At 32.2% G+C, this 25365-nt stretch carries 42 protein-coding genes; 33 read left to right on the forward strand and 9 right to left on the reverse strand.

The window, feature by feature from the left end; translation table 11 throughout:
• Positions 1-3 precede the first annotated feature (3 nt).
• From DW1_RS05545 to DW1_RS05700, 33 genes are all read left to right on the forward strand, one after another.
• Entirely contained in the window at positions 4-384 is a 381-nt protein-coding gene (locus DW1_RS05545; protein WP_074349622.1) for a replication terminator protein, read from the forward strand.
• A 23-nt stretch (positions 385-407) separates the two neighbouring features.
• Complete coding sequence (locus DW1_RS05550) at positions 408-1124, forward strand: hypothetical protein (RefSeq protein ID WP_074349623.1); 717 nt, start codon at positions 408-410, stop codon at positions 1122-1124.
• 116 nt (positions 1125-1240) lie between these two features.
• On the forward strand, positions 1241-2086 hold the full coding sequence (locus DW1_RS05555; protein WP_143474367.1) for a hypothetical protein: 846 nt from the start codon (positions 1241-1243) through the stop codon (positions 2084-2086).
• The gene (locus DW1_RS05560) at positions 2079-2633 is read left to right on the forward strand and encodes a replicative helicase loader/inhibitor (protein WP_074349625.1); all 555 of its coding nucleotides are present in this window, start codon (positions 2079-2081) and stop codon (positions 2631-2633) included. The genes DW1_RS05555 and DW1_RS05560 overlap by 8 nt, the downstream gene beginning before the upstream one ends.
• Before the next feature lie 20 nt (positions 2634-2653).
• A complete protein-coding gene (locus tag DW1_RS05565; RefSeq protein WP_074349626.1) occupies positions 2654-2863 on the forward strand; it encodes a LexA family protein in 210 nt (69 codons plus the stop codon).
• A gap of 22 nt (positions 2864-2885) precedes the next feature.
• Positions 2886-3110: a hypothetical protein gene (locus tag DW1_RS05570; RefSeq protein WP_074349627.1), complete on the forward strand. Its 225-nt coding sequence runs from the start codon at positions 2886-2888 to the stop codon at positions 3108-3110.
• Entirely contained in the window at positions 3110-3490 is a 381-nt protein-coding gene (locus DW1_RS05575) for a hypothetical protein (RefSeq protein WP_074349628.1), read from the forward strand. Before DW1_RS05570 ends, DW1_RS05575 begins: the two co-directional genes overlap by 1 nt.
• Positions 3490-4002: an ASCH domain-containing protein gene (locus DW1_RS05580; RefSeq protein WP_074349629.1), complete on the forward strand. Its 513-nt coding sequence runs from the start codon at positions 3490-3492 to the stop codon at positions 4000-4002. The genes DW1_RS05575 and DW1_RS05580 overlap by 1 nt, the downstream gene beginning before the upstream one ends.
• Positions 4003-4049: 47 nt before the next feature.
• On the forward strand, positions 4050-4565 hold the full coding sequence (locus tag DW1_RS05585; RefSeq protein WP_074349630.1) for a TFIIB-type zinc finger domain-containing protein: 516 nt from the start codon (positions 4050-4052) through the stop codon (positions 4563-4565).
• 216 nt (positions 4566-4781) lie between these two features.
• Complete coding sequence (locus DW1_RS15490) at positions 4782-4952, forward strand: hypothetical protein (protein WP_159433556.1); 171 nt, start codon at positions 4782-4784, stop codon at positions 4950-4952.
• Positions 4953-4974: 22 nt separating this feature from the next.
• A complete protein-coding gene (locus DW1_RS05595; RefSeq protein WP_074349632.1) occupies positions 4975-5400 on the forward strand; it encodes a single-stranded DNA-binding protein in 426 nt (141 codons plus the stop codon).
• Positions 5401-5422: 22 nt separating this feature from the next.
• On the forward strand, positions 5423-5659 hold the full coding sequence (locus DW1_RS05600) for a helix-turn-helix domain-containing protein (protein ID WP_074349633.1): 237 nt from the start codon (positions 5423-5425) through the stop codon (positions 5657-5659).
• A complete protein-coding gene (locus DW1_RS05605; RefSeq protein ID WP_074349634.1) occupies positions 5646-5840 on the forward strand; it encodes a hypothetical protein in 195 nt (64 codons plus the stop codon). Before DW1_RS05600 ends, DW1_RS05605 begins: the two co-directional genes overlap by 14 nt.
• A gap of 1 nt (position 5841) precedes the next feature.
• On the forward strand, positions 5842-6201 hold the full coding sequence (locus DW1_RS05610) for a nucleoside triphosphate pyrophosphohydrolase family protein (RefSeq protein ID WP_074349635.1): 360 nt from the start codon (positions 5842-5844) through the stop codon (positions 6199-6201).
• Between the two features lies 1 nt (position 6202).
• Positions 6203-6448, forward strand: a complete 246-nt coding sequence (locus DW1_RS05615; protein ID WP_074349636.1) for a hypothetical protein — start codon at positions 6203-6205, stop codon at positions 6446-6448.
• 32 nt (positions 6449-6480) lie between these two features.
• Positions 6481-7872, forward strand: coding sequence for a helicase-related protein (locus DW1_RS05620; RefSeq protein WP_074349637.1), 1392 nt, complete (start codon positions 6481-6483; stop codon positions 7870-7872).
• Positions 7873-7876: 4 nt separating this feature from the next.
• Positions 7877-8770 carry a DNA-methyltransferase gene (locus tag DW1_RS05625; RefSeq protein ID WP_074349638.1) on the forward strand — a complete coding sequence of 298 codons (894 nt, stop codon included), beginning with the start codon at positions 7877-7879 and terminating at the stop codon, positions 8768-8770.
• Between the two features lie 118 nt (positions 8771-8888).
• Positions 8889-9866, forward strand: a complete 978-nt coding sequence (locus DW1_RS05630) for a DNA cytosine methyltransferase (RefSeq protein WP_074349639.1) — start codon at positions 8889-8891, stop codon at positions 9864-9866.
• A 13-nt stretch (positions 9867-9879) separates the two neighbouring features.
• The gene (locus tag DW1_RS05635) at positions 9880-10176 is read left to right on the forward strand and encodes a hypothetical protein (protein WP_074349640.1); all 297 of its coding nucleotides are present in this window, start codon (positions 9880-9882) and stop codon (positions 10174-10176) included.
• On the forward strand, positions 10142-10642 hold the full coding sequence (locus tag DW1_RS05640; protein ID WP_074349641.1) for a DUF5651 domain-containing protein: 501 nt from the start codon (positions 10142-10144) through the stop codon (positions 10640-10642). The genes DW1_RS05635 and DW1_RS05640 overlap by 35 nt, the downstream gene beginning before the upstream one ends.
• Before the next feature lie 10 nt (positions 10643-10652).
• Positions 10653-10847 carry a hypothetical protein gene (locus DW1_RS05645; RefSeq protein WP_074349642.1) on the forward strand — a complete coding sequence of 65 codons (195 nt, stop codon included), beginning with the start codon at positions 10653-10655 and terminating at the stop codon, positions 10845-10847.
• 19 nt (positions 10848-10866) lie between these two features.
• Entirely contained in the window at positions 10867-11415 is a 549-nt protein-coding gene (locus DW1_RS05650; RefSeq protein ID WP_074349643.1) for a hypothetical protein, read from the forward strand.
• Positions 11416-11571, forward strand: coding sequence for a hypothetical protein (locus DW1_RS15495; RefSeq protein ID WP_159433557.1), 156 nt, complete (start codon positions 11416-11418; stop codon positions 11569-11571).
• Positions 11568-12005, forward strand: a complete 438-nt coding sequence (locus DW1_RS05655) for a YopX family protein (protein WP_074349644.1) — start codon at positions 11568-11570, stop codon at positions 12003-12005. Before DW1_RS15495 ends, DW1_RS05655 begins: the two co-directional genes overlap by 4 nt.
• Positions 12005-12739 (forward strand): DUF5131 family protein, encoded by a 735-nt coding sequence (locus tag DW1_RS05660; RefSeq protein ID WP_074349645.1) that lies wholly within the window; start codon positions 12005-12007, stop codon positions 12737-12739. The genes DW1_RS05655 and DW1_RS05660 overlap by 1 nt, the downstream gene beginning before the upstream one ends.
• A 3-nt stretch (positions 12740-12742) precedes the next feature.
• The gene (locus DW1_RS05665) at positions 12743-12976 is read left to right on the forward strand and encodes a hypothetical protein (RefSeq protein WP_074349646.1); all 234 of its coding nucleotides are present in this window, start codon (positions 12743-12745) and stop codon (positions 12974-12976) included.
• Positions 12976-13353 carry a hypothetical protein gene (locus DW1_RS05670; protein WP_074349647.1) on the forward strand — a complete coding sequence of 126 codons (378 nt, stop codon included), beginning with the start codon at positions 12976-12978 and terminating at the stop codon, positions 13351-13353. Before DW1_RS05665 ends, DW1_RS05670 begins: the two co-directional genes overlap by 1 nt.
• A gap of 12 nt (positions 13354-13365) precedes the next feature.
• Positions 13366-13620 (forward strand): hypothetical protein, encoded by a 255-nt coding sequence (locus DW1_RS05675; RefSeq protein WP_074349648.1) that lies wholly within the window; start codon positions 13366-13368, stop codon positions 13618-13620.
• A gap of 106 nt (positions 13621-13726) precedes the next feature.
• Positions 13727-14122, forward strand: coding sequence for a hypothetical protein (locus DW1_RS05680; protein WP_074349649.1), 396 nt, complete (start codon positions 13727-13729; stop codon positions 14120-14122).
• Between the two features lie 219 nt (positions 14123-14341).
• On the forward strand, positions 14342-15457 hold the full coding sequence (locus DW1_RS05685; protein ID WP_074349650.1) for a Shedu anti-phage system protein SduA domain-containing protein: 1116 nt from the start codon (positions 14342-14344) through the stop codon (positions 15455-15457).
• 150 nt (positions 15458-15607) lie between these two features.
• Positions 15608-16360, forward strand: coding sequence for a hypothetical protein (locus DW1_RS05690; protein ID WP_074349651.1), 753 nt, complete (start codon positions 15608-15610; stop codon positions 16358-16360).
• A gap of 19 nt (positions 16361-16379) precedes the next feature.
• Positions 16380-16760, forward strand: a complete 381-nt coding sequence (locus DW1_RS05695) for a hypothetical protein (RefSeq protein WP_074349652.1) — start codon at positions 16380-16382, stop codon at positions 16758-16760.
• Positions 16761-16904: 144 nt separating this feature from the next.
• A complete protein-coding gene (locus tag DW1_RS05700; protein WP_074349653.1) occupies positions 16905-17729 on the forward strand; it encodes a hypothetical protein in 825 nt (274 codons plus the stop codon).
• Between the two features lie 144 nt (positions 17730-17873).
• Here the strand turns inward: DW1_RS05700 and DW1_RS05705 are convergent, their stop codons facing one another.
• The 9 genes from DW1_RS05705 to DW1_RS05745 form a co-directional block, all read right to left on the reverse strand.
• Positions 17874-18140 carry a holin gene (locus DW1_RS05705; RefSeq protein ID WP_074349654.1) on the reverse strand — a complete coding sequence of 89 codons (267 nt, stop codon included), beginning with the start codon at positions 18138-18140 and terminating at the stop codon, positions 17874-17876.
• A gap of 20 nt (positions 18141-18160) precedes the next feature.
• Entirely contained in the window at positions 18161-18856 is a 696-nt protein-coding gene (locus DW1_RS05710) for a M23 family metallopeptidase (RefSeq protein WP_074349655.1), read from the reverse strand.
• 13 nt (positions 18857-18869) lie between these two features.
• Positions 18870-19421 (reverse strand): hypothetical protein, encoded by a 552-nt coding sequence (locus DW1_RS05715; protein WP_074349656.1) that lies wholly within the window; start codon positions 19419-19421, stop codon positions 18870-18872.
• A 56-nt stretch (positions 19422-19477) separates the two neighbouring features.
• Positions 19478-19984 (reverse strand): hypothetical protein, encoded by a 507-nt coding sequence (locus tag DW1_RS05720; protein ID WP_074349657.1) that lies wholly within the window; start codon positions 19982-19984, stop codon positions 19478-19480.
• A gap of 521 nt (positions 19985-20505) precedes the next feature.
• Positions 20506-20700, reverse strand: a complete 195-nt coding sequence (locus DW1_RS05725) for a hypothetical protein (protein ID WP_074349658.1) — start codon at positions 20698-20700, stop codon at positions 20506-20508.
• 22 nt (positions 20701-20722) lie between these two features.
• A complete protein-coding gene (locus DW1_RS05730) occupies positions 20723-21103 on the reverse strand; it encodes a hypothetical protein (RefSeq protein WP_074349659.1) in 381 nt (126 codons plus the stop codon).
• A 13-nt stretch (positions 21104-21116) separates the two neighbouring features.
• Positions 21117-22706 carry a DUF6273 domain-containing protein gene (locus DW1_RS05735; protein WP_074349660.1) on the reverse strand — a complete coding sequence of 530 codons (1590 nt, stop codon included), beginning with the start codon at positions 22704-22706 and terminating at the stop codon, positions 21117-21119.
• Between the two features lie 17 nt (positions 22707-22723).
• A complete protein-coding gene (locus DW1_RS05740; RefSeq protein WP_074349661.1) occupies positions 22724-24091 on the reverse strand; it encodes a hypothetical protein in 1368 nt (455 codons plus the stop codon).
• Between the two features lie 6 nt (positions 24092-24097).
• Complete coding sequence (locus DW1_RS05745) at positions 24098-25294, reverse strand: DUF5048 domain-containing protein (RefSeq protein WP_074349662.1); 1197 nt, start codon at positions 25292-25294, stop codon at positions 24098-24100.
• Positions 25295-25365 lie beyond the last annotated feature (71 nt).

Genomic DNA, 25365 nt, shown 5'->3' on the forward strand with positions numbered 1-25365 from the left:
TAAATGCCAAACATGATTAATCTAGAAAGTTTTGCAGGTGGAGCACTAGCAGAGAAATTTAATGATGGTTTTCAGGAAGTACTCAAGAACATTTCAGATTTAAACACAGATTTCAAGAAGAAAAGAAAACTAACGCTTGAACTAGAATTCCAACCTGACGAGGAAAGAGAGCTATCTCTAATCGACATCAAAGTTAAAACAAAACTGATACCACCTATTCCAGTAGGCACAAAAATATTAATAGACAAAGATGGTAATGGAAATATAGTAGCAAGCGAATATCAAAAACAAGTAAGAGGTCAACAATACATGAGAGTTGATGAAGAAACAGGCGAGATATTAGCAGAAAAAGTAGACACAAAAGGCATTAAGTTAATAAAATAATAGATTTTGGGAGGAATGAAAGAATGATAAACAGAGAAGCTTTAGAGTATTTAGTAGGTTTAGGATTCAATGAAGATGTTTTAATCGAAACAGAAAAAGGATTGTTTTCAAAATCAAGACTTGAAAGAGTTGAATTACCAAAAGTTCAGACTCTTATAGTATCTACATTAACAAGCTTAATCGACTACTGTAAAAGCAATATAGATGTTTTGCCAAGTAAAATGCTAATCCAGGTAGTCAGTCCGAAGGAAGTAAGATTATTGTCGCCATTAGATATAGACAACAATAGACAAGAGTACATTAAGGCAGTTGCTAATCTTCCAGATAACATTTATTATGACAGATTTATTGACACAGAGCAGTTCAATATCATGCTTCAATCTTCATTCGTAGATAATGAGGACAAGCAGTTGTTATTGAAGTTCACAGGTTTAATACAAGATGAAACTATTAAAACAGTTGGAGATGATGGAGTCACGCAATCAGCTACAATCAAGACTGGAATAGCGAAAAAAGGTGAAGCAGAAGTACCTAATCCAGTGGTACTAGCTCCATATAGAACCTTCCCTGAAATTAGGCAACCTGCAAGTAAGTTTATATTCAGAATGAAAACGGGTCCATTGGCAGCATTATATCAAGCAGATGGAGGAGCATGGAAGAACGAAGCTATGTGGTTAATAAAAGAGTTTTTACAAGAAGCGTTAGAAGATATAAAGGATTTCTTTGAAATAATATCTTAATGTACAGCAGGGGCGAAAGCTCCTGCACCCTAAAGGGGTGATGATTATTGTCAGGTTGGATAAAACTTCATAGGCGAATAGTGAATAGTGACATCTATCAAATGCCTCCTTTATACTTGAGAACGTTTGAACGCTTAATAATTGAAGCTAATCATCAAGATGCAGAAATACCTTATAAAGAAAAAGGCTCAAAAGTCACTGGTAAAAAGTTGATTCAAAGAGGCGAGCGATTAACAAGTGTAAGAGATATATGCAATTGGATTGCATGGTATGAAAGAGGGAAATTGAAAATTCCAAATCCCAAAACTGTTCAAGAAATATTGGATTGGTTGGAAGCAAACGACATGATTTTTATATATGGTGAGAAGGGTAACAGAACAGAAACACATTACAAGATAGTAAATTACAACGATTATCAAAAAAAGGACAGTGAAGAAGTAACAGAAGAGAAACAGTTCGGAAACAGTTCAGAAACAGAAAAACAACAGTCACTGGATACAAACAAGAATGATAAAGAATGTATTAAGAATGATAAGAATGATAAAGAAGATATAAATACTACTTGTGTCGATTCTGAAGAATCTCCACCTGTAAAGTATGACGAGGATTCAGTTTACTATCAAGCAGCTTTGTATCTAAGGAAAAAGATTCTCGAGTTCAATCCTAAATGCAAGGTGCCCAATGATAACCCTAAAGCATTAGAGAAGTGGTCAGACACGATAAGGCTAACAATTGAGAGAGATAAAAGAACAATAGATGAAATGAGAGAAATAATGAAATTTGTATTTAAAGATGACTTTTGGTGTACGGTGGTCCAGTCACCAACTAACTTAAGAAAAAATTGGGATAAGATTTGGAGCAAAATGAAAGTTAGTAATAAGCCAAAAGCAAACAATAATTTATCTAAGCTAGAGGAAATGTTTCAAAAGGCACTAGCAGAGGAAGGGGGATTCGATGACTAAGCCAGAAGTAATAAAGCTATTAGCTATGTTAGCTGCAGCTTATCCCAATATGAAAGAAGTAAATGAAGTACAAATAAACCTATGGTATGACTGTTTAAAGGATATAGACACAAAAGTTGCATTAGCGGCTATAAAGAAACATATTCTTGAAAGTACTTTCCCACCTTCTATAGCTGAAATAAGAAAGCAGGTAATGGAAGTTGCTACCCCAGCAAATGAAAAGTTAGATGGTGCTAGTGGGTGGGGAGAGGTAATCAAGGCTATTAAAGAATACGGTTACTATAGGGAAAAAGAAGCTTTGGAAAGTATGACACCAGTAACTAGAAAAGTAGTTAAGTACATGGGATGGCAAGAAATATGCCACAGCGAAAAGCCAGATGTAGTTAGAGGTCAATTTCTAAAGATGTATGAAACGGTAGCAGAACGAGAAAAACAAGATAGGCTGCTACCAGAGACGTTCAGAGAAGAAATAAAGCAAATATCAGAAAACACAAAAGCAATAGCAGGATTAGTTAGCAGTATGGATATGGGAGAAATCTTAAAATAAAAGGCTTTTGGAGGGATTATATGGATAGCTTAAAAGACATTATTACTGATGAAGAAATACTAGAAGTAATAAAAAAGCATGAAGGCGAGCATATGCCGATTAGAAGATTGACTGATTTATTGGGTTTTTATAGCACCAGCACCACACATGGAAGAATTAAAGATTTAGAACGTAAAGGACTGATAAAAGTAGAAATTATTAGGGAAACACGAATCAGTGTGAAAGGTTAAGTTGATAAAAGTGAGGTGCAGGATGAAAAGGATAGTAATAGATGTCTATGATGAAAAAGACGGGAAATTAAACGGACTAATTGACATTAGAAGCAATGAATATGGTTTTAGCTATGGCAATGATATAACAGGTCATGGGCTTCAATGTAAACATGATAGCGAATCAAATGAATATAGAAAACTAATGTTTAGACTTGATAGAATAACTGATTTAGTTAGAAAAATTGAAGGAAGTGAGGGGATATAGTGGCAGCATGTAAGGTATGTAAAAAAAGCGAAGTATCAATGTTATGTATTTGTGAGGAATGCTTAATAGAATTGCAAAATAAGGTAAAAGAGAAAGGTGTTCAGGAATTTGTCACAAGAGGAAAGTATCTAGAGAAACTAAAAGAAATTAAGAATCTAAATCATGCACTAAATCATGTGACAGCAGCAAGGGATGTATGTGTAGATAAAATAGAGCAACTTTCATCGAGAAATCGTGAGTTAGCAGAGAAAATTCAGTTATGCAGACAATTTTTCAATATGGCGAAAGATAAATATAAGTATGTAGGAGGACAATGTGAAAAACATGTATGGGATCAAATTGTTGAAAAATTCGTAGAAATGCTTGAGGGGGTTGAGTGATGAAAGTATTATCTCTAATACAACCTTGGGCAACGTTAATAGCGTTAAATGAAAAGAAAATAGAAACTAGATCATGGAAAACAAATTATAGAGGTCCGTTGTTGATACATGCTAGTAAAAAGATAGAAAAAAGAGTTTGTGATATAGAGCCTTTTTATTCAACTCTACACAGTAATGGCATTGATGAATCTAATAAGCTTCCAACTGGTTTTATAATTGCAAAATGTAATTTAGTAGATTGCGTAAAAATGACAGATTGGCAGCTGGACAGTTCATATAGGGTAATAAATGCTACATTGGGAAACGGACAGATAATAACAGGAAATGAATTAGAATTTGGAGACTACTCTCCTGGTAGATATGCTTGGATATTAGAAGATATTGAAATGCTTAAGGAATTAATTCCAGCGAAAGGTCAGTTAGGGTTATGGAATTTTGAGGGGGTTGAAAACATAAAAGACAAATCAAACTATATGTCAGGTATGTTAAAGAAATATGGAAGAAGTCGTTAACTTGAGGGTTAGCAACTAAAAAAATAAAAATTGAAAGGGGTATGGAAATGTCAGTAAAGTTTTATGATATTAAATGTGATAAATGCGGTTCGATAGAATGGGATAGCAAAGAAGGAAATTATTATTGCCGTCATTGTAGAGATGTAATGTCTGATGAAAAAATATCAAGAGAATTAAAAGAAGCTTTCAGAAAACATAAGCAAGAAATTATAGACAATGTGAGTTTTGAAGTTAATGGAATGAGAGCTTTTAGAGTAGATGAATATTACACAGTAGTAGCACATGGTGGAGAAGAAGCTTTAAGTTGTTATGTTGAGGAATATGGGATAACACCAGATGATGAATTATACGAGGGTGTAGAAGAAATTAATCCAGAAAAAAGTCGTATGTTTTATCCAGTAAGCGAAATTCCAGTTACAAGACTTGAAGAATTAATTGAATTAGGACATAAACAAGAAATATGGGATGGGGATTTATGTATTTCTATTACTAAAGCAGAAGCTATGAAATTAAGAAATGAAACAAAACCATATATTTTGAGTGTTTCTTCAGATGTTTTATAGTTGCTAAGTTTACACTTATCGTAGAAAGGAGAAAGTATGGTTCATCCTATAGACTTTATTAATCAATTAAGAGAATCAGAAGACTATATTGAGGCTATTTATAGTAATGGTGGATGATATCAATTTTATAAGATATTGAAATTATTATATCCAAATGCGATTGCCTACAAAGTAAAAGTCGTAGAAGATGATAAAAATCATAGTCATGTAATTACTTTGATAGATAATGTTTTCTATGACATAAAAGGAAAAGTAAATATCAATAACTATTACGATATGCAAAAAGTGGAGGACAGAGATATTGCTGAAATGGGAAAATGGTCTTTTTCAAAACGTCATTGGTTATATAAGGAATGTCTTAATTGTGGAGAATTAATTAGTTACTAACTATAAGTTTAGGAGGGAAATTATGAATAGTGTAATTTTAATAGGAAGGTTAACTAGAGACCCCGACCTTAGATACCTGCAAACAGGAATGGCAGTATCAAGGTTTAGTCTAGCAGTAGACAAAGATTTATCTAAAGAGAAGAAACAAGAGTTTGAGAGTAAAGGGCAACCTACAGCAGATTTTATCAATATTGTAGTCTGGGGAAAACAAGCTGAAAACTGTGCAAACTATTTAGTAAAGGGCAGATTAGTTGCGATTCAAGGACGTATTCAAACAGGAAGCTATACTGCTGAAGATGGGTCAAAGAGATATACAACTGATGTTGTAGCAGAGAGAGTACAGTTTCTTGAATATAAGGACAAGCAGTCTAATCAACAAAGCTACCAACAATCAGATTTTGAGGTTTCTGGTTTCAGACCTACAGATGACGATGATATACCTTTCTAGAAGGAAGAGGTGTAATGAGAATATGACTAAAAAAGAGCTAGATGCAGAAATAATTGCATTACATAAACAAGGACTTAATGGCAGAGAAATAGCAAGAAAACTATTTATCAGTCAAACTAAGGCAACTAGAACAATTCAGGAATACAAAGAAAAGGTACTTATAGCAGTTGAAATGGTAGTTGCTATGTACTTTAAAGGTATAAAAGTCAAAGATGCGATTGAACAAGCTAAGGAGGTATTAGGTTATGCTACTCCATGAGATAAGAAGAACTATAGCGAAAATAAATAGTTTAGAGAGCAACAGAAAAGTAATCAATTCTGAAATCATTGAAATAGAGTTAAGAAGCCAAAGAGAGATACTAAACGAGCAATTTAAAATAGCCAAAGCAGAAGGTTTGAAAGGACAAATGCAATTTCTAGCGATTGAAGGGAGACGTTGAGATGGAAATAAGGGAACTAGTTAAAAAGGCACATGAAAATGCAGTTGAAAAGGGATTTTATGATGATGAACGCTTTATAGTAAATAAGCTAAGACAAAACATTAGGTTAAATGAAAAAGAAATAGAGATTATCCAAACTGCATTTAAGATTCAAAAAATAGCACTAATAATTTGCGAGGCAACAGAAGCCATAGAAGCTCTTAGAAAAGGCGATAAAATAGAACACGATGAAGAAATAGCAGATATTTTAATTAGAACAGGTGATTACTCAGGAGCTGCCAAAGTAGATTTAGAAACAGAAACTATTAATAAGATGCTAAAAAATAAAAACCGTACTTATAAACACGGGAAGGAGTTTTGATATGCCACACATCAGCTATATAGATACAGCAGTACCTAATGTCAAAGTAGGCACCATGCTAAAAATTGAAATAGACAATGAAGATAAGAAAAGAAAAACATGCATGAGAGTAGGCAAGGTAATTCAGAGGACAAAGGATTTAATAATTGTTGACTTTGCTTATCTAAAAGGCAATGGTTCTTTCAGAAGAAGTTATAGAGTTATGGATTTGGCAGGGAAATTAGTGAAGTGGGAGGTTATTGAGTAGTTAGTAACACAATATAATCTGGAGGTAGAAATATGGATTACATTGAATTTCTTGAAAGAAAGAAAAAAACGGAAGAAACTGCAGGAATAAAAGTTAATCCTGAAATGCTAAATAAGAATCTATTTGATTGGCAATCTGAAGTAGTAAGTTGGAGCTTAAGAAAAGGTCGTAGCGCATTATTTGAGGAATGCGGTTTAGGAAAAACAATTCAACAGTTAGAATGGGCAAATCAAGTTCATCAAAAGACTAATAAGAATGTATTAATAGTAGCACCATTGGCCGTAAGTAGACAGACTCAAAGAGAAGGTGAAAAATTCGGGATAGAAACTCATATAGCCAGAAAACAGAAAGATGTTAAAAAGGGGATAAATATAACCAACTATGAGATGCTAGAACATTTTGACCCAGATGAATTTATAGGAGTGGTTTTAGATAAGTCCTCAATATTAAAATCCTTCATGGGAAAGACAAAAAGAATGTTAGTACAAGCCTTTGAGAATACACCATATAGATTAAGTTGTACAGCAACACCAGCACCTAATGACCACATGGAAATATTAAACCAAGCTGAATTTCTAGGAATAATGAGTAGTAGTGAAGCTTTAGCAATGTGGTTCATCAATGATACTCAAAACATGGGGACATATCGACTAAAGAAACATGCAATAAAGCCGTTTTGGGAATGGGTTAGCACCTGGGCAGTCAGTATAAGTAAGCCTTCAGATATAGGTCCATATAGTGATGAAGGATTTATTTTACCCAAGTTAAATGAAAACATAGAAGTAGTTGAAATAAGTGAAATAGATAAAACCTTCCAAGATGGATTTTTAAGAGAGATAAACACCAATGCAACGGCCTATCATAAAGAGAAAAGATTTACAGCTGAAAAAAGAGCAATAAGAACGGCTGAAATAGTAGCAAGAAAATCTGACAAACAACATGTAGTTTGGTGTGATACCAACTATGAAGCAGATCTATTAATGAAATATATTCCTCAGGCTGTAGAAGTTCGAGGAAGTGACAGAGTAGAGAAAAAAGAGGAATCCATCATGGGATTCATCGATGGTGATATTCGAATTCTAATTAGCAAGCCCACTATATTTGGTTATGGACTGAACTTACAAAATTGCTCCAATACTACATTTTGTGGACTTAGCTATAGCTATGAAGATTACTACCAAGCATTAAAGAGATTTCACAGATTCGGCCAGAAGGAAGAAGTAAGTAGCAATATTGTAATAGGTTCAACCGAGCTAAACATACTAGAAACAATAAGGAGAAAACAGCAACTTCATATAGAAATGAACGAAAACATGTTCAGCAGCATTAAAGAAATTCAAGGTCATAGCATAAAGGGTACAAAATTTAAGTTAAACCTAGATGAAATAAAAATAGAATTACCAAAATGGGCAGTAGGAGAGTGATAAGATGACTAAGCAATATCATGGAGAGAATTTCTCAATCTATAACGGAGATTGTGTAAGAGTAATAAAAGAAATTCCAGATAATAGTGTGCATTTCAACATATTCAGTCCACCTTTTGCTAACCTATACATCTATTCAGATGACTTAGCAGATATGGGAAATTGCAAAGATATAGATGAATTCTTTGAACAATTTGACTTCCTTATTCCTGAACTTTACAGAGTAACAAAACCAGGCAGATTATGTGCAGTACATTGTAAACAGCTAGTGAAGTATAAAGGCAGGGATGGCCGAGCAGGGTTGACTGATTTTAGAGGAGAGATAATTAGACACTTTGAAAAGTTCAACTGGCAATATCATTCAGAAGTAACTATATGGACAGACCCAGTACTCGAAATGCAAAAGACTAAAGCCCATGGCCTACTATATAAACAAGTAAGAAAAGATGCAAGTTTCTCACGGCAAGGATTACCTGATTACCTAGTAGTATTCAGAAAATGGGCAGAACAAGATGAAGAACATCTAATAGAGCCAGTAGAACATACAAAAGAGGATTTCCCACTACCTATATGGCAAAGATATGCAAGCCCAGTATGGATGGACATTCAAAGGACTAATGTATTAAACGTACAACAGGCCAAAGAAGATAAAGACGAAAAACATATTTGTCCTCTGCAGCTAGATGTAATAAAAAGAGCGATAGATTTATGGACTAATCCAGGAGATATAGTATTTAGTCCATTCATGGGAATAGGTAGTGAAATATACCAAGCCGTAAGGATGGGAAGGAAAGGTATAGGGATTGAACTTAAGGAAAGTTATTTCGAGCATTCTTATAAAAATATCATGATGGCAGTTCAGGAAAGCAATCAAGTATCAATATTCGATTTTCAGTAGGGCGTATGTGCAAGGGGAAACCGACAAAGTTTGGCGACCGAGAAGGTTTCTCCACAAGCACACACAGTTTTATTGTAACACTAAAGATTACAAAAAGATATATGAAGGGGAGCTATAGATGACAGTTCAGATATTAGAACTATTTGGTGGTATTGGTTCACCTAGAATAGCCCTTAGAAATATTGGTATTCCAGTCAAATCAATAGATTATGTTGAAATAGATGAAAAAGCAGTAAGAAGTTACAATGCAATGTTTGAAAATGAATTGAAATACAAAACTCAAGATGTAAGAGGTTGGAATCTAAAGCCTGATATATTAATCCATGGTTCACCTTGTCAAGATTTCAGTATAGCTGGAAAACAAAAAGGAGCAGACCCCAATAGTGGGACAAGGTCTAGCCTTATGTGGGAAACATTGCATATAATCGAGCAAATGGGAGTATGGAAGCCGAGGATTGTGATATGGGAAAATGTAAAAAACGTATTATCTAAGCACATGATCCATAACTTCAATAAATACTTAAAGAAAATGAAACAAATGGGATATACAAACTCTTATGAGGTTTTAAATGCAATGGAATTTGGATTGCCACAGAATAGAGATAGAGTATTCGTAATTTCATGTTTGGACGGAACATACTTTAAATTTGATGATTTAATTAGGACAGAACCTCCACACATAAGAGAGTATCTTGAAGATACTGAGGAAGAAAAATATATAGTAACCCAACCAAGTATGCTTAGAGTCATTGACAAGAAACCAAAGAACTTTAATGGATATGTGAAGATAATAGATTCTTATTGCGAAACAATCACTACTAAGCAAATGAGAAGCCCTAATAGTGGGGTAATTGACTTAAAAGACGGAAGATATAGATATTTAACCGAGAGGGAATGTTGGAGATTGCAAGGCTATTCTGATGAAGATTTTGAAAATGCTTTGTCAGTTCATCCAGGAAGAGAAGGTTGTTTAAATGGAGCATTATATCATCAAGCGGGTAACTCGATTCCAGTGACAATATTTGAGAGTATCTTTAGAAAGATATTCTTTGGAGAGGTCCAGAAAGTTACAAGACAATTATCACTTCTAAAATAGGAGGTTTGAAGAAATGAATAGAACCCAAAGGCGAAAAACTGAGAAGAATTTAAAGAAAATCATGACAGATAAACAACTTAAGAACCTTAAAGAAGATATTTCAAATGAATTTATATCTAAAAAAGTAGAAGAAAGATTTAATCATACATGGGAAAAGTTCGGGACCATATTACTAGAAACTATGAGGGAATTCAGAATCAGTCAAGAGAGAATAAATCAGATAGTTACAACAGCTTATAACAGACTTGAAGAAGAGTTAAAGGGGGCTGGCAAGAATGAAGGATTATCTAAATGCTCAGGAAATGAATGATGTCTTACTAGTAGGAATTCTACTAGATAAATCAGCGGTAATTAGAGAAGAATGGATGAAACGAGACAATCTAACCAAAGAAGAGCATAAGGCATTGAAAACAGCACAAACATATCTTGCCAAATTCTATGAACAATTAATGAGAAGATTAGACATAAAAGAAGTCAAGAAGATGATGAAACGAACAGCGGATTATGAACTTAAAATAATCGATAAATTCACACTTAAAAGGCTTCAAGGCACATGGCAGGAAGAAATGAAAATCGCTCATGTGGATAGGGAAGAATTCGAGGACTGGTGCGAACAAATAATGCAGATTCACTGTAAAGGGTGTAAAAAACATTTTGGCCAATGTAACTTACATGATGTATTTTATAATAACTTTGTTCCTGAAAGTGGTTGGAACCTTGAAAGATGCAGATATGCATATAAGGAAGTCAAGAAGAAAAAGAAGATAAAAGAGTAGGGGGTTAATTATGAGAACGTTAAATTCATATATAGCTAAGAGCATAATCAGATATTTGAATGGAGATTACGGAGAGTATAGAAGTCTTAAAAATAAAGCTTTGGAAATACATAAAGAAGAGCAATATCAGCGAAGATGTATCTTAACAATTGGAGAGACAATACCAAGCTCAACAAAAAAGAAAATCTATAAGATGGTGAACTAAAAACATAAGGGGTGAGTAGATGGGCTTAGAATACATTAGCTACATCCAGACAGAAGAATTATTTAAGGCATGGCCAACAATTCAAGGAATAAAGGAAAGTTTAGCAATAGAACTTAGAGCATTAGAAGTAGCCAACTCAGATGAAAAAGATGAATACATCTACACTCAAGTTGTAGGCAACAAGGTTATAACTGATATTCCTCCAACAGGGAAAATATCAGACACGACAGGAGACATAGCTGCTAATTACATGAATGTCATTAATCGTGACTATTATAACACTTTAGAAGCTATAAAGAAAGATAAGTTTTATATAGAGCTAGTTGACGATAAGCTAAACATAGCATTTAGGAGATTAACCTCAACACAACAGAAGCTACTTAAACTGTTCTACTGGGAAAAGAAAACATGGGCAGAGGTACTTGAAGAGCTTAAAAAGGACAAGCATTTTATTAGTAAACATCAAGCACAGGTTCAAAGAAGAGTTAGTATCGAGAAGTTGCAAAGCATATCTAAAATTACGGTAGAAGCATATTTAAAAGTAATGGAATTAGTGGAGGTGGAATAGATGGATATCAAAGAATGTTGCAAATACTGCATGAGCATATACACTTCTACACCTGCAAGTCCTAAAAGAAAATACAAGTTTTGTCCTATGTGTGGTGAGAAACTAGATTTTAGTCGTAAGGTCTATAAGTTGAAATTGGAGGAGGTCGAAGAATGAGAGAGATTGAATTTAGAGCATTAACTAATTCAAAGGTTGAGGTAAAGGGATATTACGTTTATGATGAACATTTAAAATTACATTACATCGACACTGGCAGAGGTGTTATGGTGGAAATAAATCCTGATACATTAGGCCAGTATATTGGTATAAAAGATGTTTGCAAAAGGAAAGTATTCCAAGGGGATATTGTCAAGGTCAGAGAAATCATATATGAAAATTGTAAAAGAAAGAAAATAGATAGAATAGATGAATATATAGGCGAAGTAGTTTGCCATCAATACGGTTGGCACATAGCAGAAAAGTTGGAAAACGGCACTAGATATCATTCATTGTGGTTATGGAACATTAACGGAGAGAATGATGACACTATGGAGATTTTAGGTAACAGATGGGATACTCCAGAACTTTTAGAAAGAGAGGGCTTTGAGTGATGAATAAAACAAAGATTGATTGGGCTGATTATAGTTGGAACATAGTCACAGGCTGTAAAAACGATTGCGAATATTGTTATGCTAAGAAGATTGCTAATAGATTTAAGGATAAAAATAATCTAACATATGTAAATGGAGTTAAGCCAGAACATTTATCAAATATACCTTATCCATATGGATTTTTACCTACATTTCACCCTAATAGATTGAATGACCCGCAAAAGGTTAAAGAGCCACAAAGTATATTTGTATGCAGCATGGCCGACTTATTTGGAGAATGGGTGCCAGATGAATGGATAAAAGATGTATTTAAGGCTTGTGAGAAGGCTCCACAACATAGGTATTTGTTCCTTACTAAGAATCCTGATAGGTATATAGATTTATATGAGAAAAAGATATTGCCATATAAAGAAAATATATGGCTAGGAACAACTATAACAAGACCAAGTGATGAATTTGTATTCTTCAAAGATACTCCATATAAAAGCTTTATAAGTATAGAACCGATACTAGAGCCATTTGGACAATTAGCTAAGGGAGAAATGCCCCAATGGATAATAGTTGGAGCAGAAACAGGCAATAGAAAAGGCAAAGTAATCCCTAAAAAAGAGTGGATTATGAGCATCAAAGAGCAATGTAGAGCTGCAGGAGTGCCTTTGTTCATGAAGGAAAGCCTAAGAAAATTAATGGGAGAAGACTTTGTTCAGGAGTTCCCGTGGGAAAAGAGGGAATGATTAATGGACATTGAAAAAGCTATAGAAGAGTTGAAGTATGTTAGACAATTTTTCCATGTAGACGAAGAGAGTTTAGACTTAGCAATAAAAATACTCGAAAACCAAATAGCTAAGATTATCACGAGAAAAGATATATCGGAATCTTATAAATGCCCTAGTTGTAATGAAGATAGAAGTTGGAAGGACGGAAGATGTTGTAAGAATTGTGGTCAACTACTTGATTGGAGGAATGATTAATGCCAGCAGATAAATTTGTAGGTAGATTATATACAAGCGACCCAATAACAGGCGAAAAAAGAGAGATTAAAGGTATTCAGGAGTTTACTATTAACACTGATGAAATAGCTGACTATGAGCCTATAGAAGTCCCTAAGGAGATAAATATATCATTAAACAATGTAGAAATATCGCAGGAAGCAATAGAAATGCTAATAGGCAAACATAGAGTCCTTAAAGGCAGTCTTAAAGGAATAACAGAGCAAATAATAAATCAAATATTGCCGAATGAAATTTCATGGATAGACCTTAAGCAAAACAGAGTTCATAAAAAGGGTAGAATTAATAAGAAGTGGCGTAAAAGACATGGATATACTTGTACGGTGTACTATGAATAGGAGGATTTATTGATGACTAAAGCCGAGTTACTAAAAGCAAATGAAATCAGATCTGAAATAGATAAATTAGAAGATTTTATATGGCAGGCAGAGAAGACTTGGACTGGAAAAATAATAAAACAAACATCTAGATATATATTTAAGTCTAATGCCTATGGCACAATGGAATCAGCTGAATATGAGTTAGATAATAAAATGAAAAATAAGGTGCTTGATTTGTTGAGGGAAAGATTAAAGGAATTGTATAGTGAGTTGGAGAGGATTTAATTCTCGGGGTTCGCCTTGCGTTATGGGTGAACCTTATTTTTATAGGGTTAATCTTGGGGAAATATGATATAATTTTCTTAAAAATTATCAAAACAGGGGAGAAGAAATGGATAAATATCATGTTTTAGAAAAATATAATTTAGAAAAAAAGATTGAAAAAGAATATGAATTAAAAACAAAAAATCATAGAGGGGCAACAGACCTTATTACAAGATTTAGGATTTGTAAAAAACATATTAATGAAAAACAGGTTGAAATAAGAAATGATCTTGATAAGTTGCAAAGAGAAACGGAGTGTTTCAAACTAAGCGAAATTCCAAACCCCGAGGGGTTAAAACATACTAACTGTTATTTTTGGTATATAAAAAATATTGATAGCATATGTGAAAGTTGCGAGTTTTATAATAGTGTACTTAAAGAACTTCAAGAATCTATAAGTGAGTTAAGTAAAGCAGCTGATGATTTTTTAAAAGCGGAATATGATGAATATTGGGATGCTTGATATTTTAAGAGTATTTCTAATACTGTATTATTCAGAAATAGGTTTTACAGTATTTTTATGTAGTATTACAAGTATAAGGTTCACCCGGGATTAATGGCGAGCCTTTTTATATATGATACGTTTTATATGGATATGATATAATTTCAGTAACCATATTATTTTAGATACTTAGGTTATATTTATTGTAATCTATAACTTTTATGAAAGGTAGTGTTGAAGTTGGGCAAAGATAAAAAGGGGTTTGACCCAATATATGACGACAATAAAAAAGCTAATGTATGGATTTTAGGTAAAAAAGAAGGAGCTGATGGTGAAAAATATAGAAAAATTGAAACAATAATTGATTATGTAAATACATATTTATCAAAGGAATCCTTAACTAAAGAGGAAAAAGAAAACTCAAGAGAAGTAAATTTTAAAATAAAAGATGAAATAGTATTATTTGAAACACAAGCGGGACAGCAGAAAATACATGCTTGGTTGTTAGAAAATTCAAGTTCAAAATATATTAACTCTTTGCACATTTCTAGAAGAACAAGAAAAGGAGTATATGGGTCTCAAGAGATTACATTAACAGGAGAAGCAATTTTAAGACTAAGAAACTTTTTAAATAATATGAATTTTATTGATAACCACAATAATAATCCTTTCACTATACCTGTAGATTCATTAGATATTAATAAGTCTATCGCAGAACAAAATTACTCTCATATAATTAATCAAGATGAATTTACTGAACTTATAAATGCAAATATGTTTCAAATAGAGAATTTTTATAAAATAATAGCCATAGAAAAAATGAGTCAAGCTATAATAGAACTGAAAAAAATAATCGAAGGTGAGTTTAAAAATGAAAATTATATTCAGAAATTTTTATTAGATAATCTATGGATGTTTGGTAACGATTATTCGTTTATAATAAATGATGAGAAGATTAATGCTAAAAATATTTTAGACATTATTCCAAAGAATTTTGAAGGTTACATAGATATAATAGAAGTAAAACTTCCAAATGAAAAGTTGTTTAATTTTGACAAAAGTCATAATAATTACTATTGTACTTCAAATTTAACTAAAGCAATTGCTCAAACTCAGAATTATATTTTTGAACTAGAAAAAATGACAACAAACGAAAAATACCAAATGAATAATGAATGTAAAATTATAAAGCCAAAAGGAGTAGTTTTATACGGATCTATAGAGAAATTAAGTAATAATGAAGAAAGATATTTAAGGATATTAAATTCATCCTATCATAATTTAAGTATAATTACATATCAACAACTATTGGAAAAAGCAAAAAATACTCTTTCTTTTTATGAAAAGAAACGTTAATAGTTTATAAATATTAGATGTTTTATTTAAGAGAACTAAAAAAATATAAAATTTTCAATTTAAAGATGGACCATTTTCTTATGTACAATGAGGATAAGAAGGATATAATTTGGGTATAAGACTGGAAAAAAGATAAAAGGGGAGATTGGGATGAGCAGTAATCTTAAAGAGCTTATTTATCAGTTTAACGAAGTGCTATTGCCAAGGGTTAACATGTATATTGAATATTTTAATGCTGTTAGTAAAATGAAAAAGATGGCAGAGGATATAAAATATGTTACGGAATCTATAGAAAACTTTCAAACAATTTGCACTTTATTGGGATATCCTCATCATTATAGCCTGTTCATATCTCAAAGAGAATTGGATTTATTATTCAAAGATTTTCATGGAAATGAAGATGAGGTCAAACAAATAATAGATAATTTTTATATTGCACGGTTTGATGATATGTATATAAAAGAGAAATTTCTAAAAAGATGGGAACAGGCAACCATATTAAGTAGAAGATTAAAAATTATTAGAGAATCAATATCATGTTTTGAACAACAGCTGTATTTTACAGCTATTCCAGTGTTATTCTCACAACTTGAAGGAATGGTAGCTGATGGATATAATCATAAAGGTAGAATGAGTAGTAAGCAATTAAAACAATATATATTAGATTTACTTAATGCAGAGGATTCATCGTTTAAAGCACAATTAAGTAAATTTTACACTAATACTATATTAGTAGGTTTTGAACATAATGAACCCATTGATTCATTTCTAAGTAGACATGCTATTATGCATGGTGCAGATGTTGAATATGGAACTAAACAGAATTATATAAAATTACTATTATTCTTTGATTTGATATATGAGAGAATAATTGAAAAGCAACGAGAGCGCGAAAATTTATAAGAAAATGAGGTGAACTAAAATGAGAGAAATATTATATGATGGGAAACACGAAGTAACCATAAAAGAAGTTCTAGAAAAAATAAATTATTATTTAAACCTAGCAGAAGAAGGACAAGCAATATATGAAAAGGATAAAAAGAAAGCTTTTGACATTGCAAAAAATATAAGACAAAGTTTAGAAAAAGAGTATAAGAACAATAATTTAAAGAGAATAGAAAATATATATGAATCAAATAGGTATTTCCTTGATTATTCAGGAGCAGTACATGATGTTGTGGCTTCCATTGTAGGTAGGTTGACATATAGTAATCTTTATTCTTTTCTTTATGATGTATCCGATTATATGAAGTGGAAGAAAAATAGTCTTCAAGGAAGGTTAAAGATCGACGCTAGTAAGTAGTATAATATTATGATATTTAAAATTGAAAGAAGGAATCTATCCTTCTTTTTTCTTTGGAAAAGCAAAATGTCGAAACTTGCGATAAAATAATAAAGGATTTTGAAACTTTTTGTAAAACTTTATCCATTTAAGAGGGGGAGTTTGATGGATAGTCAATTAACAATCGATATTTTTAACTTTATAAAAGGAATACCAATTGATTTAATAAGTTCTTTTTTTACTTCTGGGGTTGCCGTTTTTATAGTAACATATTACTTTTATAAATCAAGTGTAAAGTGGAGACATAGGCAGGTTATGGTAGCAGATGATGTATCAAAATTATTACGCAACATTTTGAAGTTTACTTTAGTTGTGCCTTTGCTAATTTTATTATTCTTATGGGTAATGCTATATGCTAAAATAGACACATTAATTTTTATTATGATTATTATAATTGCTTTAGATATACTAATAGTTTATTCTTATATAAGGACTACAGGAAAAAAATACAAGGTTAATACACTGAAAAATAAATTGAGGAAATTTACAAGAATTTTTTTCAGATATATTTTAGCTGTAATTTTATTATTTTCCATAGCGCCGATAAACATATTCTTTGTTCTGTTTTTTTATATTACTATAATTGACTTCTCACAATTAGGATTGGAAATAGTTGATTTCATTCTCACTCTTATTGCATTCTACTTTTATAGCCCCAGCATCATTTTTTTGATATGCTCTACTCATGAAGAAGGATTGAAGAAAAAAATTAAAACTGTGACTATTTTCTATAACCAAAATGGGAAAAGATACAGGGATTCAAATATTGAATTTGAGAATTTTGATATTAACAAAGATTTTGTATCATTTTATTCTCACACTAAAAAGCGCAAAAGAATAATTCAGACAAAAGATTTGTTAAGAATTGAATATTACTATGCTCAAGAAACAGATGAAAAGGCAAATATAATAGATAAGGCACGCAGTTGACACATATAGGCGTTTAATAGAGTTTGATGAACAAATATATTAAGAAGGCTTTTAAAGGGGAAAATTCGTCAATTTGGAGAGCCTTTTTTCTTTAGGTTTATAAATCTCTTTTTTTAATGAGTAAAAAAATAAAAAGGCTAGGAATTACTCCTTAGCCTTTATGCCTTCAATTACATTGGTAGTTCCGGAATACAAACCTACAGCTGATAATCCTATGAACAGTCCAGCGATAATACCGTCTTTTACATTGAGACCAGTAAAAGCTATTCCAAACAGAATTCCTAATACAAGACTTGCTACTGGAATGAATTTTTTGTTGAACAACTCTGTTCTCTTGATAACTTCCAATATACCTATTAGGATAGGCACTAATACTAAAGTCAAATATTCATTACTTAAGAAATCTAACATAATTTTACCTCCTTAGATTATTAATCTCTATCTGCCATGACAAGAGCTAACAGACCTAACTCTGATACAGTTAATTTTTTATTTTTATATTTATTTAACCATTCCTCAGTATTGAGCAAAGCGCCTTTTTTCTTAAGGTTTTCTATTGTATCGTAGAATAGGTTTTCTTGCCACTTTTCTTTGAATTCAACTATTTGGTTATCAGGCATATTATCAGCTCCTTTATCGAAATTAATATTAGTGAGATATTTGCCGAGCATTCCTTTTAGTTGAGGATAATATTTTAAAGGGTCAACTGCTGTGTCTTTATTTTTCACCTGGCTTTTGAAAAGCAGTCCACCTTCATGAATCTCAAAATGTAAATGAGGTCCAGTGCTTGAGCCTGTATTTCCACTATAGGCTACTATTTGACCTTTGGTAACTTTACTACCAATTTTCTGCTTTGATAGTTCTCTAAGATGAGCATACACTGAGTGTAATCCATTCTTATATTTGATTACTAGATAATAGCCAAAGCCTACAGTAGGTCCTCCGTTATTCACTTTATTAATCGTAATCTCACCATCTTCAATTGCCACTAAAGGAGTACCTTGTGGAACTGCAATATCTATTCCTCTATGCATGTCCTTCTTTTTTGTGATAGGATGAACTCTCTCTCCAAAAGCAGAACTAAACTTGCACTTAGACAAATTCTGCTTTTCGATTGGAAATAACATTTAAACCCTCCTTTCATAGGTACTTGTTATAGTCTTCTTCATTGCTGTCTTTCTTAGGTTTATCTTTTTCATCTTCCTCATAAGGTTTCATCAATTCCTTATTTTTTTTACGCGAGAATAACAAAAGCCAGTGCAAATCGGCACCAGCTTCGATTAAATTTTCAACATTACTTTGAAATTCTCTCATGAACATTACTGAATATACGAATGAAGCTAAGAGTATTCCTGCCTCCTTAAGATATATAACCCTATACGATAATCCTGTTAATATTGAAATAAAAAGATAGGATATAATTTTGATTTGTGTTCCTTTCCAAAGAGATTTTGAAAAGAGCTTTTTCTCTTTTATAGCATTTTTATATCCTCCATGTATTTTGCATATAGAAATTGATTTTGTGATGATATCTAAAAACGAAGCTCCTAAGACTGCCATTAAGGACAAAAAATACACTTTTTCAGGAAAAATAATATAACCTATCCAACTGAAAATAAGCCCTAAAAAAGGCTTTATGCCAGTAAAGGCTCTGTCTATATAACTTGTAATATTTTTGATAGCTTCATCCATTCTGCACCTCCGAAATGGTATTAAAAAAGAACCTACCTAAGTAAGTTCTATTAAAATTATATATAGTATTGTTCTTTTACTGTGGCGCTTTCTTTTTTTAAAAATCTAATAGCCAAATCAAATGTAGTTAAGACATTTTTTCTTTCAAGATATTTGATATAATTATTAATTTGCTTAGGAATCCCTGTTTTCATATCCTCAGTTAGAACTATCCACTCAGCAAACGAAGCTGGAATCTCTAATGGAAAAGAAAATGGAAATTCTATACCACCTTCATTTGCCTCAAAAACGTGAAAAAACTCCATATTGTGTTTCATCAAATTATATGCATATCTTAGTCCAAGTAATAATCGTCCATCTTCATCATTATTGCGTCTATTCTTATAATCTTTATCATTATGTTCCTTATGCCATTCATCAGTTGTTAGAATCCACAGTAATAATTCTCCTATAGCAGAATATATATCTTTTTCTTGGCTGCTAGTAATGCTATTTTTCAATCTTTTATAAGCCATATTTAAAGCATACTCATTATTTTCAAGACGCTTTATTTTTTTATCCATTGTTCAATCCCTCCCCCTTACTATCATCTTACCATAATAAGGGGAAAGAAAGATACAAAAATACACTTTGCTAGGTGTTAATTTTTTATACTCTGCATAAGTAATCTTATACTAAAAATATCATTGTTTTAAAAGAGAGCAAACTAAAAGCACCCCTAAGGGTGCTACTATATAAAGGACTCAAGTGAGATATCTTTCTTATAATTTTTTTAATTGCTTTAAAGTAAGATTTCAAAATTCGAAACCTTACCCCTGTTACTATAAAAGGTTTAGCTCTTTTATAATGAGCAACAGGACAATTAGCAAAATTACTTCAGCGATATCTTTCACATGAATCCCTCCTTTATTCAGTTATTAAATTAACTTGCTAAATTAATTTCTTATATTGTATCACATACAGTTTAAACACAAAACAACCTTTTTCTGCCACAAAAACTAGAAGGGCATAAAAAAAGCCCTTCTCGGGTTATACGTTAAAGCCTTGGTTAGTTATGTCGCATAAGAAACCTTATACGTCTTAACTATTCAGTAACTTCTTCCTCAACTTCCATATGAATGTCAGGTCGCATTGATGCAATTTCTGCTAATATTAAATCATTGTTTTCTTTGCTATGCCCATAGCTTTCAACGATTGTTATAATGTTACCCTCTTCATTATTATATCTAGTGACACACGCCCTTGCAATTACTCTTACTTGATATGGTTTTAATAACATAATTTATACTCTCCTTTCTTTTTTATAAACTAATCATATCAGCCATAATCAACTCTAAATCAGTTATTCTTAATTTGGCTTCTTTTAGTTCTTCGCTTAATGGGTTTTGATAAACAATTTCTTGTTCTTCAGGCGGTGTGTTGGGGTCTGGGTAACTAAACTCTAACTGCATTGTTTCAAGATTAACCCTATACCCATTACACTCTATAAAATCTTGTGAATACTGCCCATATTCAAGTTGTATTATTCCCACTGTATCAGGCACTCTTTCTTTGAGCGCTTGATAAGTTTGAAAGTCTTCTTCTGTCGTAGTTTCCCTTACATTGCCAATCCTTTCTGATGTAGTAAGTATGATGTCACCAGTTATTTTGTCATAATATATTTTTTTACCTATTTTTCTCATCTAATTACCTCCCTTATTCATATGCTACCCATTGAAATGAAACTCCCCTATATGTTGTACTATTTGTGTTGTGAACAGGTATTCTAAATCCTCCTTGGTCAAGAAATGCAACTCCTTCTAATATATAGGCGTCATCTATTGCAATTATCAATATATTATCATCTTTTTTTGGCGCATTTATATTTGCTACAATACCGATCTCTGGAGAATTTTCACATATTGCTATAACAATAGAAGGGTTAAAATCTAAACCGATTACTTCCAAATACCAACAATTTCTAGATGCGCCGGTTGGTGTGCGAAAATTCAAAGGAACTGAAGAAGATAACATTGCTCCACTCGCCCACTTCTTTCCTAATTCCATATTATTTAATTTATTAATTAGTTCTATTACACTATCTGATTCTAATGCATCTACACCTTTGTTAATTAATGCTTGTCTTAATTCTGCTTTTTGATTTATCGTTTGTAGTTCTTGTAAAGCTAATACTATATTTTTGATTTTATCATTTGTACTACGTAACAGTTTAATAAAAGTCCATGCTCTTTTAGCTTCATTACACTCAACGGTAACTACATGAGTTCCATAACTTAAAGTATTCCATACATCTGTCAAATTTAATGTATATGTTTGCCCTATCGTTGCATTAAAACTTTCTATTATGTTCCCATCTAACTTTATTGTCACTGGTAGACTTGTAAAGTTTTCATTAGATATTATATATTCTTTAGTTGGCGGATTTTCTAATCCACCTAAATTTTCATCAGTTCCAGTTATAGTTGTAAAGTATATTTTATAACATCCATCAACATCAGGCTCATCAGATACCAACGCTTCTTGTGGTAAATTTAAAGCAGGGCGAACCCCACGAACACCTTTATAAACATCCCCATAAAATGAATATCCGCTAGATGATGCACCCCAAAGGGTGTACGCATTATTAGTAAATCGGGTTCTTAGCCACCAACCCCATGGTTCATCAATAACAAGACCTGTGGGTTTATAGTTACTATTAGCTACTGCTTCTGGTGTTGGGTAAGCTTTTTTACCATCAGACCCGCTTAATTCTAGAAAGGATGCGCCTTCTAACACGTCTTCTCCTTCTGCTCCTATTTCTGTATTTGACAATATAAATACTTTATCTACTACCCTATCAAAACCAATCCCATCTACTATAGGTATTGAAGTATCTAGAGTGGTAGGCAAAATATGTGTCTTAAACTCACTTGAAAAATTTGTTAAAAATCCAGCTTCTTTATCATACGGATTATAATTTTGATATAAATATTCACTAGAAGGAGGATTATCGTATTCATGCTGAGGTTCATACCAGTCTTCTTTATCGGAATTGAGCCATTGTCTCATATTAGAATACATATATCTATTATTTCCATATTTTTGTCTGTTTGAATCTCCTCCCGATTCTTTAGCATCAATTGCTTTTAAGCATAATATTTTATCACTTAAAAGAGTAACTGAGTTTTTAGGGTAACCAGGATGATTTTTACCTATTATTTTCCATTCAATCGGTCTGCCATAATATGCTGTATTAATATCCTTTACTTTTGCACCTATTGGTAGGTCACATAGTCGTTGTGTCATTTCATCACCTTCTTTCTTTATTCAAATGCCATCCAGAAATATTCATATGATGAGCTTACTGCTGGTAGCTTAAAAGTGCCAAACCTCATATATGCATATTCACCATCTACAACTCTATTAGCACTACCATTTGAAGTTGTGGTTACAGGTAAACCTAGAGTTGCCTCATTGGTAGAAAGACACTTTTGATGTAATTTACATGCAGTAACATTGTAGCCATTCGTCGTAAATGCAACTATTGTACTTGGGTCAAAATCTAACCCTGTCACAATAATGCTATGTAGCGTCTTTGAATCTAAATTACCATTTTGAAATTTAAAAGTCTCTGTTACTGAGCTTGATGTTACTAATCCACTAGCCCATTTCTTCCCTATTTCAATCCCACTAATCACATTTTGTATATCCAACCAAGCACTATTAGGAAGTAACTCACTTTCCAATTTATCATTCAAAGCATTAACTATATTAGTTTTTATTGCATTCTCGTTCAACAATGCCTCGTTTGTTATGTCTAGCAGTGCTTGCTTATCACTATCACTCAATCCCCCTTTATTCCGCAAGATAAAAAAATTCGCATCAGCTACCACCTCCACAAAACCCTTATCTAGAGATGTAACTGGGTTACCTTCTATGTCCACTAAAGGTAACTCCGTAGTTCCGCCATCAATGGATATTGAGATAGTGCCATTTATATTAGAATCTAGTTTAAAATGTATTCTATTTATATCTGAGTGTTTTATTAATTGTATTTGGCTTCCTACTATTGTAGGGGTTTGATACATATAATCACTTAAGCTTGCGTTTAAAATTTCAATTTTATTTTCAATTGGTGTTAAATCAACTTCTTTTGTATTAACTTCATTTATTGCATTAACTAAACTTGATTTATCTGTTGTAGTTAACTCACCCATTATACCTATATCATTTCTAATCTGTCCAGCAGTTGTGCTATCCATATATTCAATAATATTTTCTTTTTTTTGTTCAATAGAGATTAACGCATTATCTTTTGAGGTATTTATACTATTTTGTGCATTTATAACAGTTGCTTCAATTTCCGTTTTCTTTGTATTAGTATAATCAGTTATTTCTTGTTGCTTATCTAATACAAATTCTTCAACTTCATTCTTGATAAAGGTTTGCATACCGACTAAAGCATTTTGGAATTTATTCCACCTTGCAGAAGTCACAATTTTGTTCTTAAATATTTCTTCTAATTCATCTAACCGATTTTGGTCGATTGGCAACCCATCGTTTTTCTTCATTTTCAACTCACGGTATTCGTTTAAGTATTGTAAATCAGACCATCGCAAATCTTGCAGTTCATCGAATTGGTCAATTAAATAACCGTACTCAGCTGTAAAAGTAGATTGGTTATTCCTCACATTTCATCACTCCTCTCGTATAGTTGCATAAACTCTATGTGCCCTTAAACTCATCAGAGAATCGATTTCTAATGGCAGGTGTATGCTATCAACAAGGTATTTGCCAACTAAATTTATTTCAGGTTTATTGAATTCTACTAATTTATTTACATCTAAAAAATAAACAGGCAACATTTGAATGTTTACCTGTTCACAAAAGTTATTATGTTTCCAAAACTCATACCTTGCACGCTGTTCAGCTTGTTCATCAGTAAATATCTTATCATCAATAATTGTCTTAGGAATTTCACCTAATTTATTAATATCGAAGGGACTATCAGGATTACTATTAATTAATTCATGGTGTATTTGAATACCATTATCTAATTGATGCCCCCAGATAATGATTTTGTTTTTGACATTTTGGAAGTCATAATCTAGTCCATAGTCATTTACTAAATCATGTTCTTCTAGGAAATTAAAAGTAATTACATCATTCTCATAGTTTGGTAGGGGATTGTCAACATATCTGTTTTTAATCTTTTGATAAATAAATCTTCCTTCTTCATCAAAGAATATTTCCCAATCCATATATAGATCTCTTATTTCTTCTAGGATAGAGTAGACAGTATCAGTAGGTGTTTTTTCAATATCATAGGGTAGGGTAGAAGCATTTTGCTCTATATATATATGAGTTTTGCTTATCTTACCTAATCTCCATACAGCCGTTTCCAATACACCTGGTATATCTACATTGGTTTGTATTTTTGTTACAATACCTAGTTCTCCGCCTAAAGTTCCGTCTAGCGTACACATCAGGTCTAATCCTTCAATATGCAAAGATTTTGTAGACGAATTGTATTTAATAGAAGGATTATTAATAGCAAATATACCTTTATTAAACCAAACGATATTATCAGTTTTGAGATTTCTAATACCTAATTCTACTTTAAACCATTTATCCATCCAAATTTTACTATCTTCAGATACTAAAAAACTACTATCGGTGATAACCATATCAATAGAACAAGTCCTACGAATGGTTGAGTTATTATTGATGTCAATTGAGCCTCCAGTAGTGTTTCCTTGAAGTTCACCAACTTTTCTAAATCTCCTAACTAGGTTGTCATCTTCATTGACAAAGAAATTTTGTAAAAGTGAGATTCTGATATGTTTTTCCTGAATGGGTTGGAGATGTACTTCTAGCATTTCATTAGTTATCATAGGTTACACCTCCGATACTAGACCAGCATTGATTAAACTTTGAATATCAGTACCACCTATTTCTACGAACG

The organism is Proteiniborus sp. DW1, from assembly GCF_900095305.1.
GTDB lineage: Bacteria > Bacillota > Clostridia > Tissierellales > Proteiniboraceae > Proteiniborus.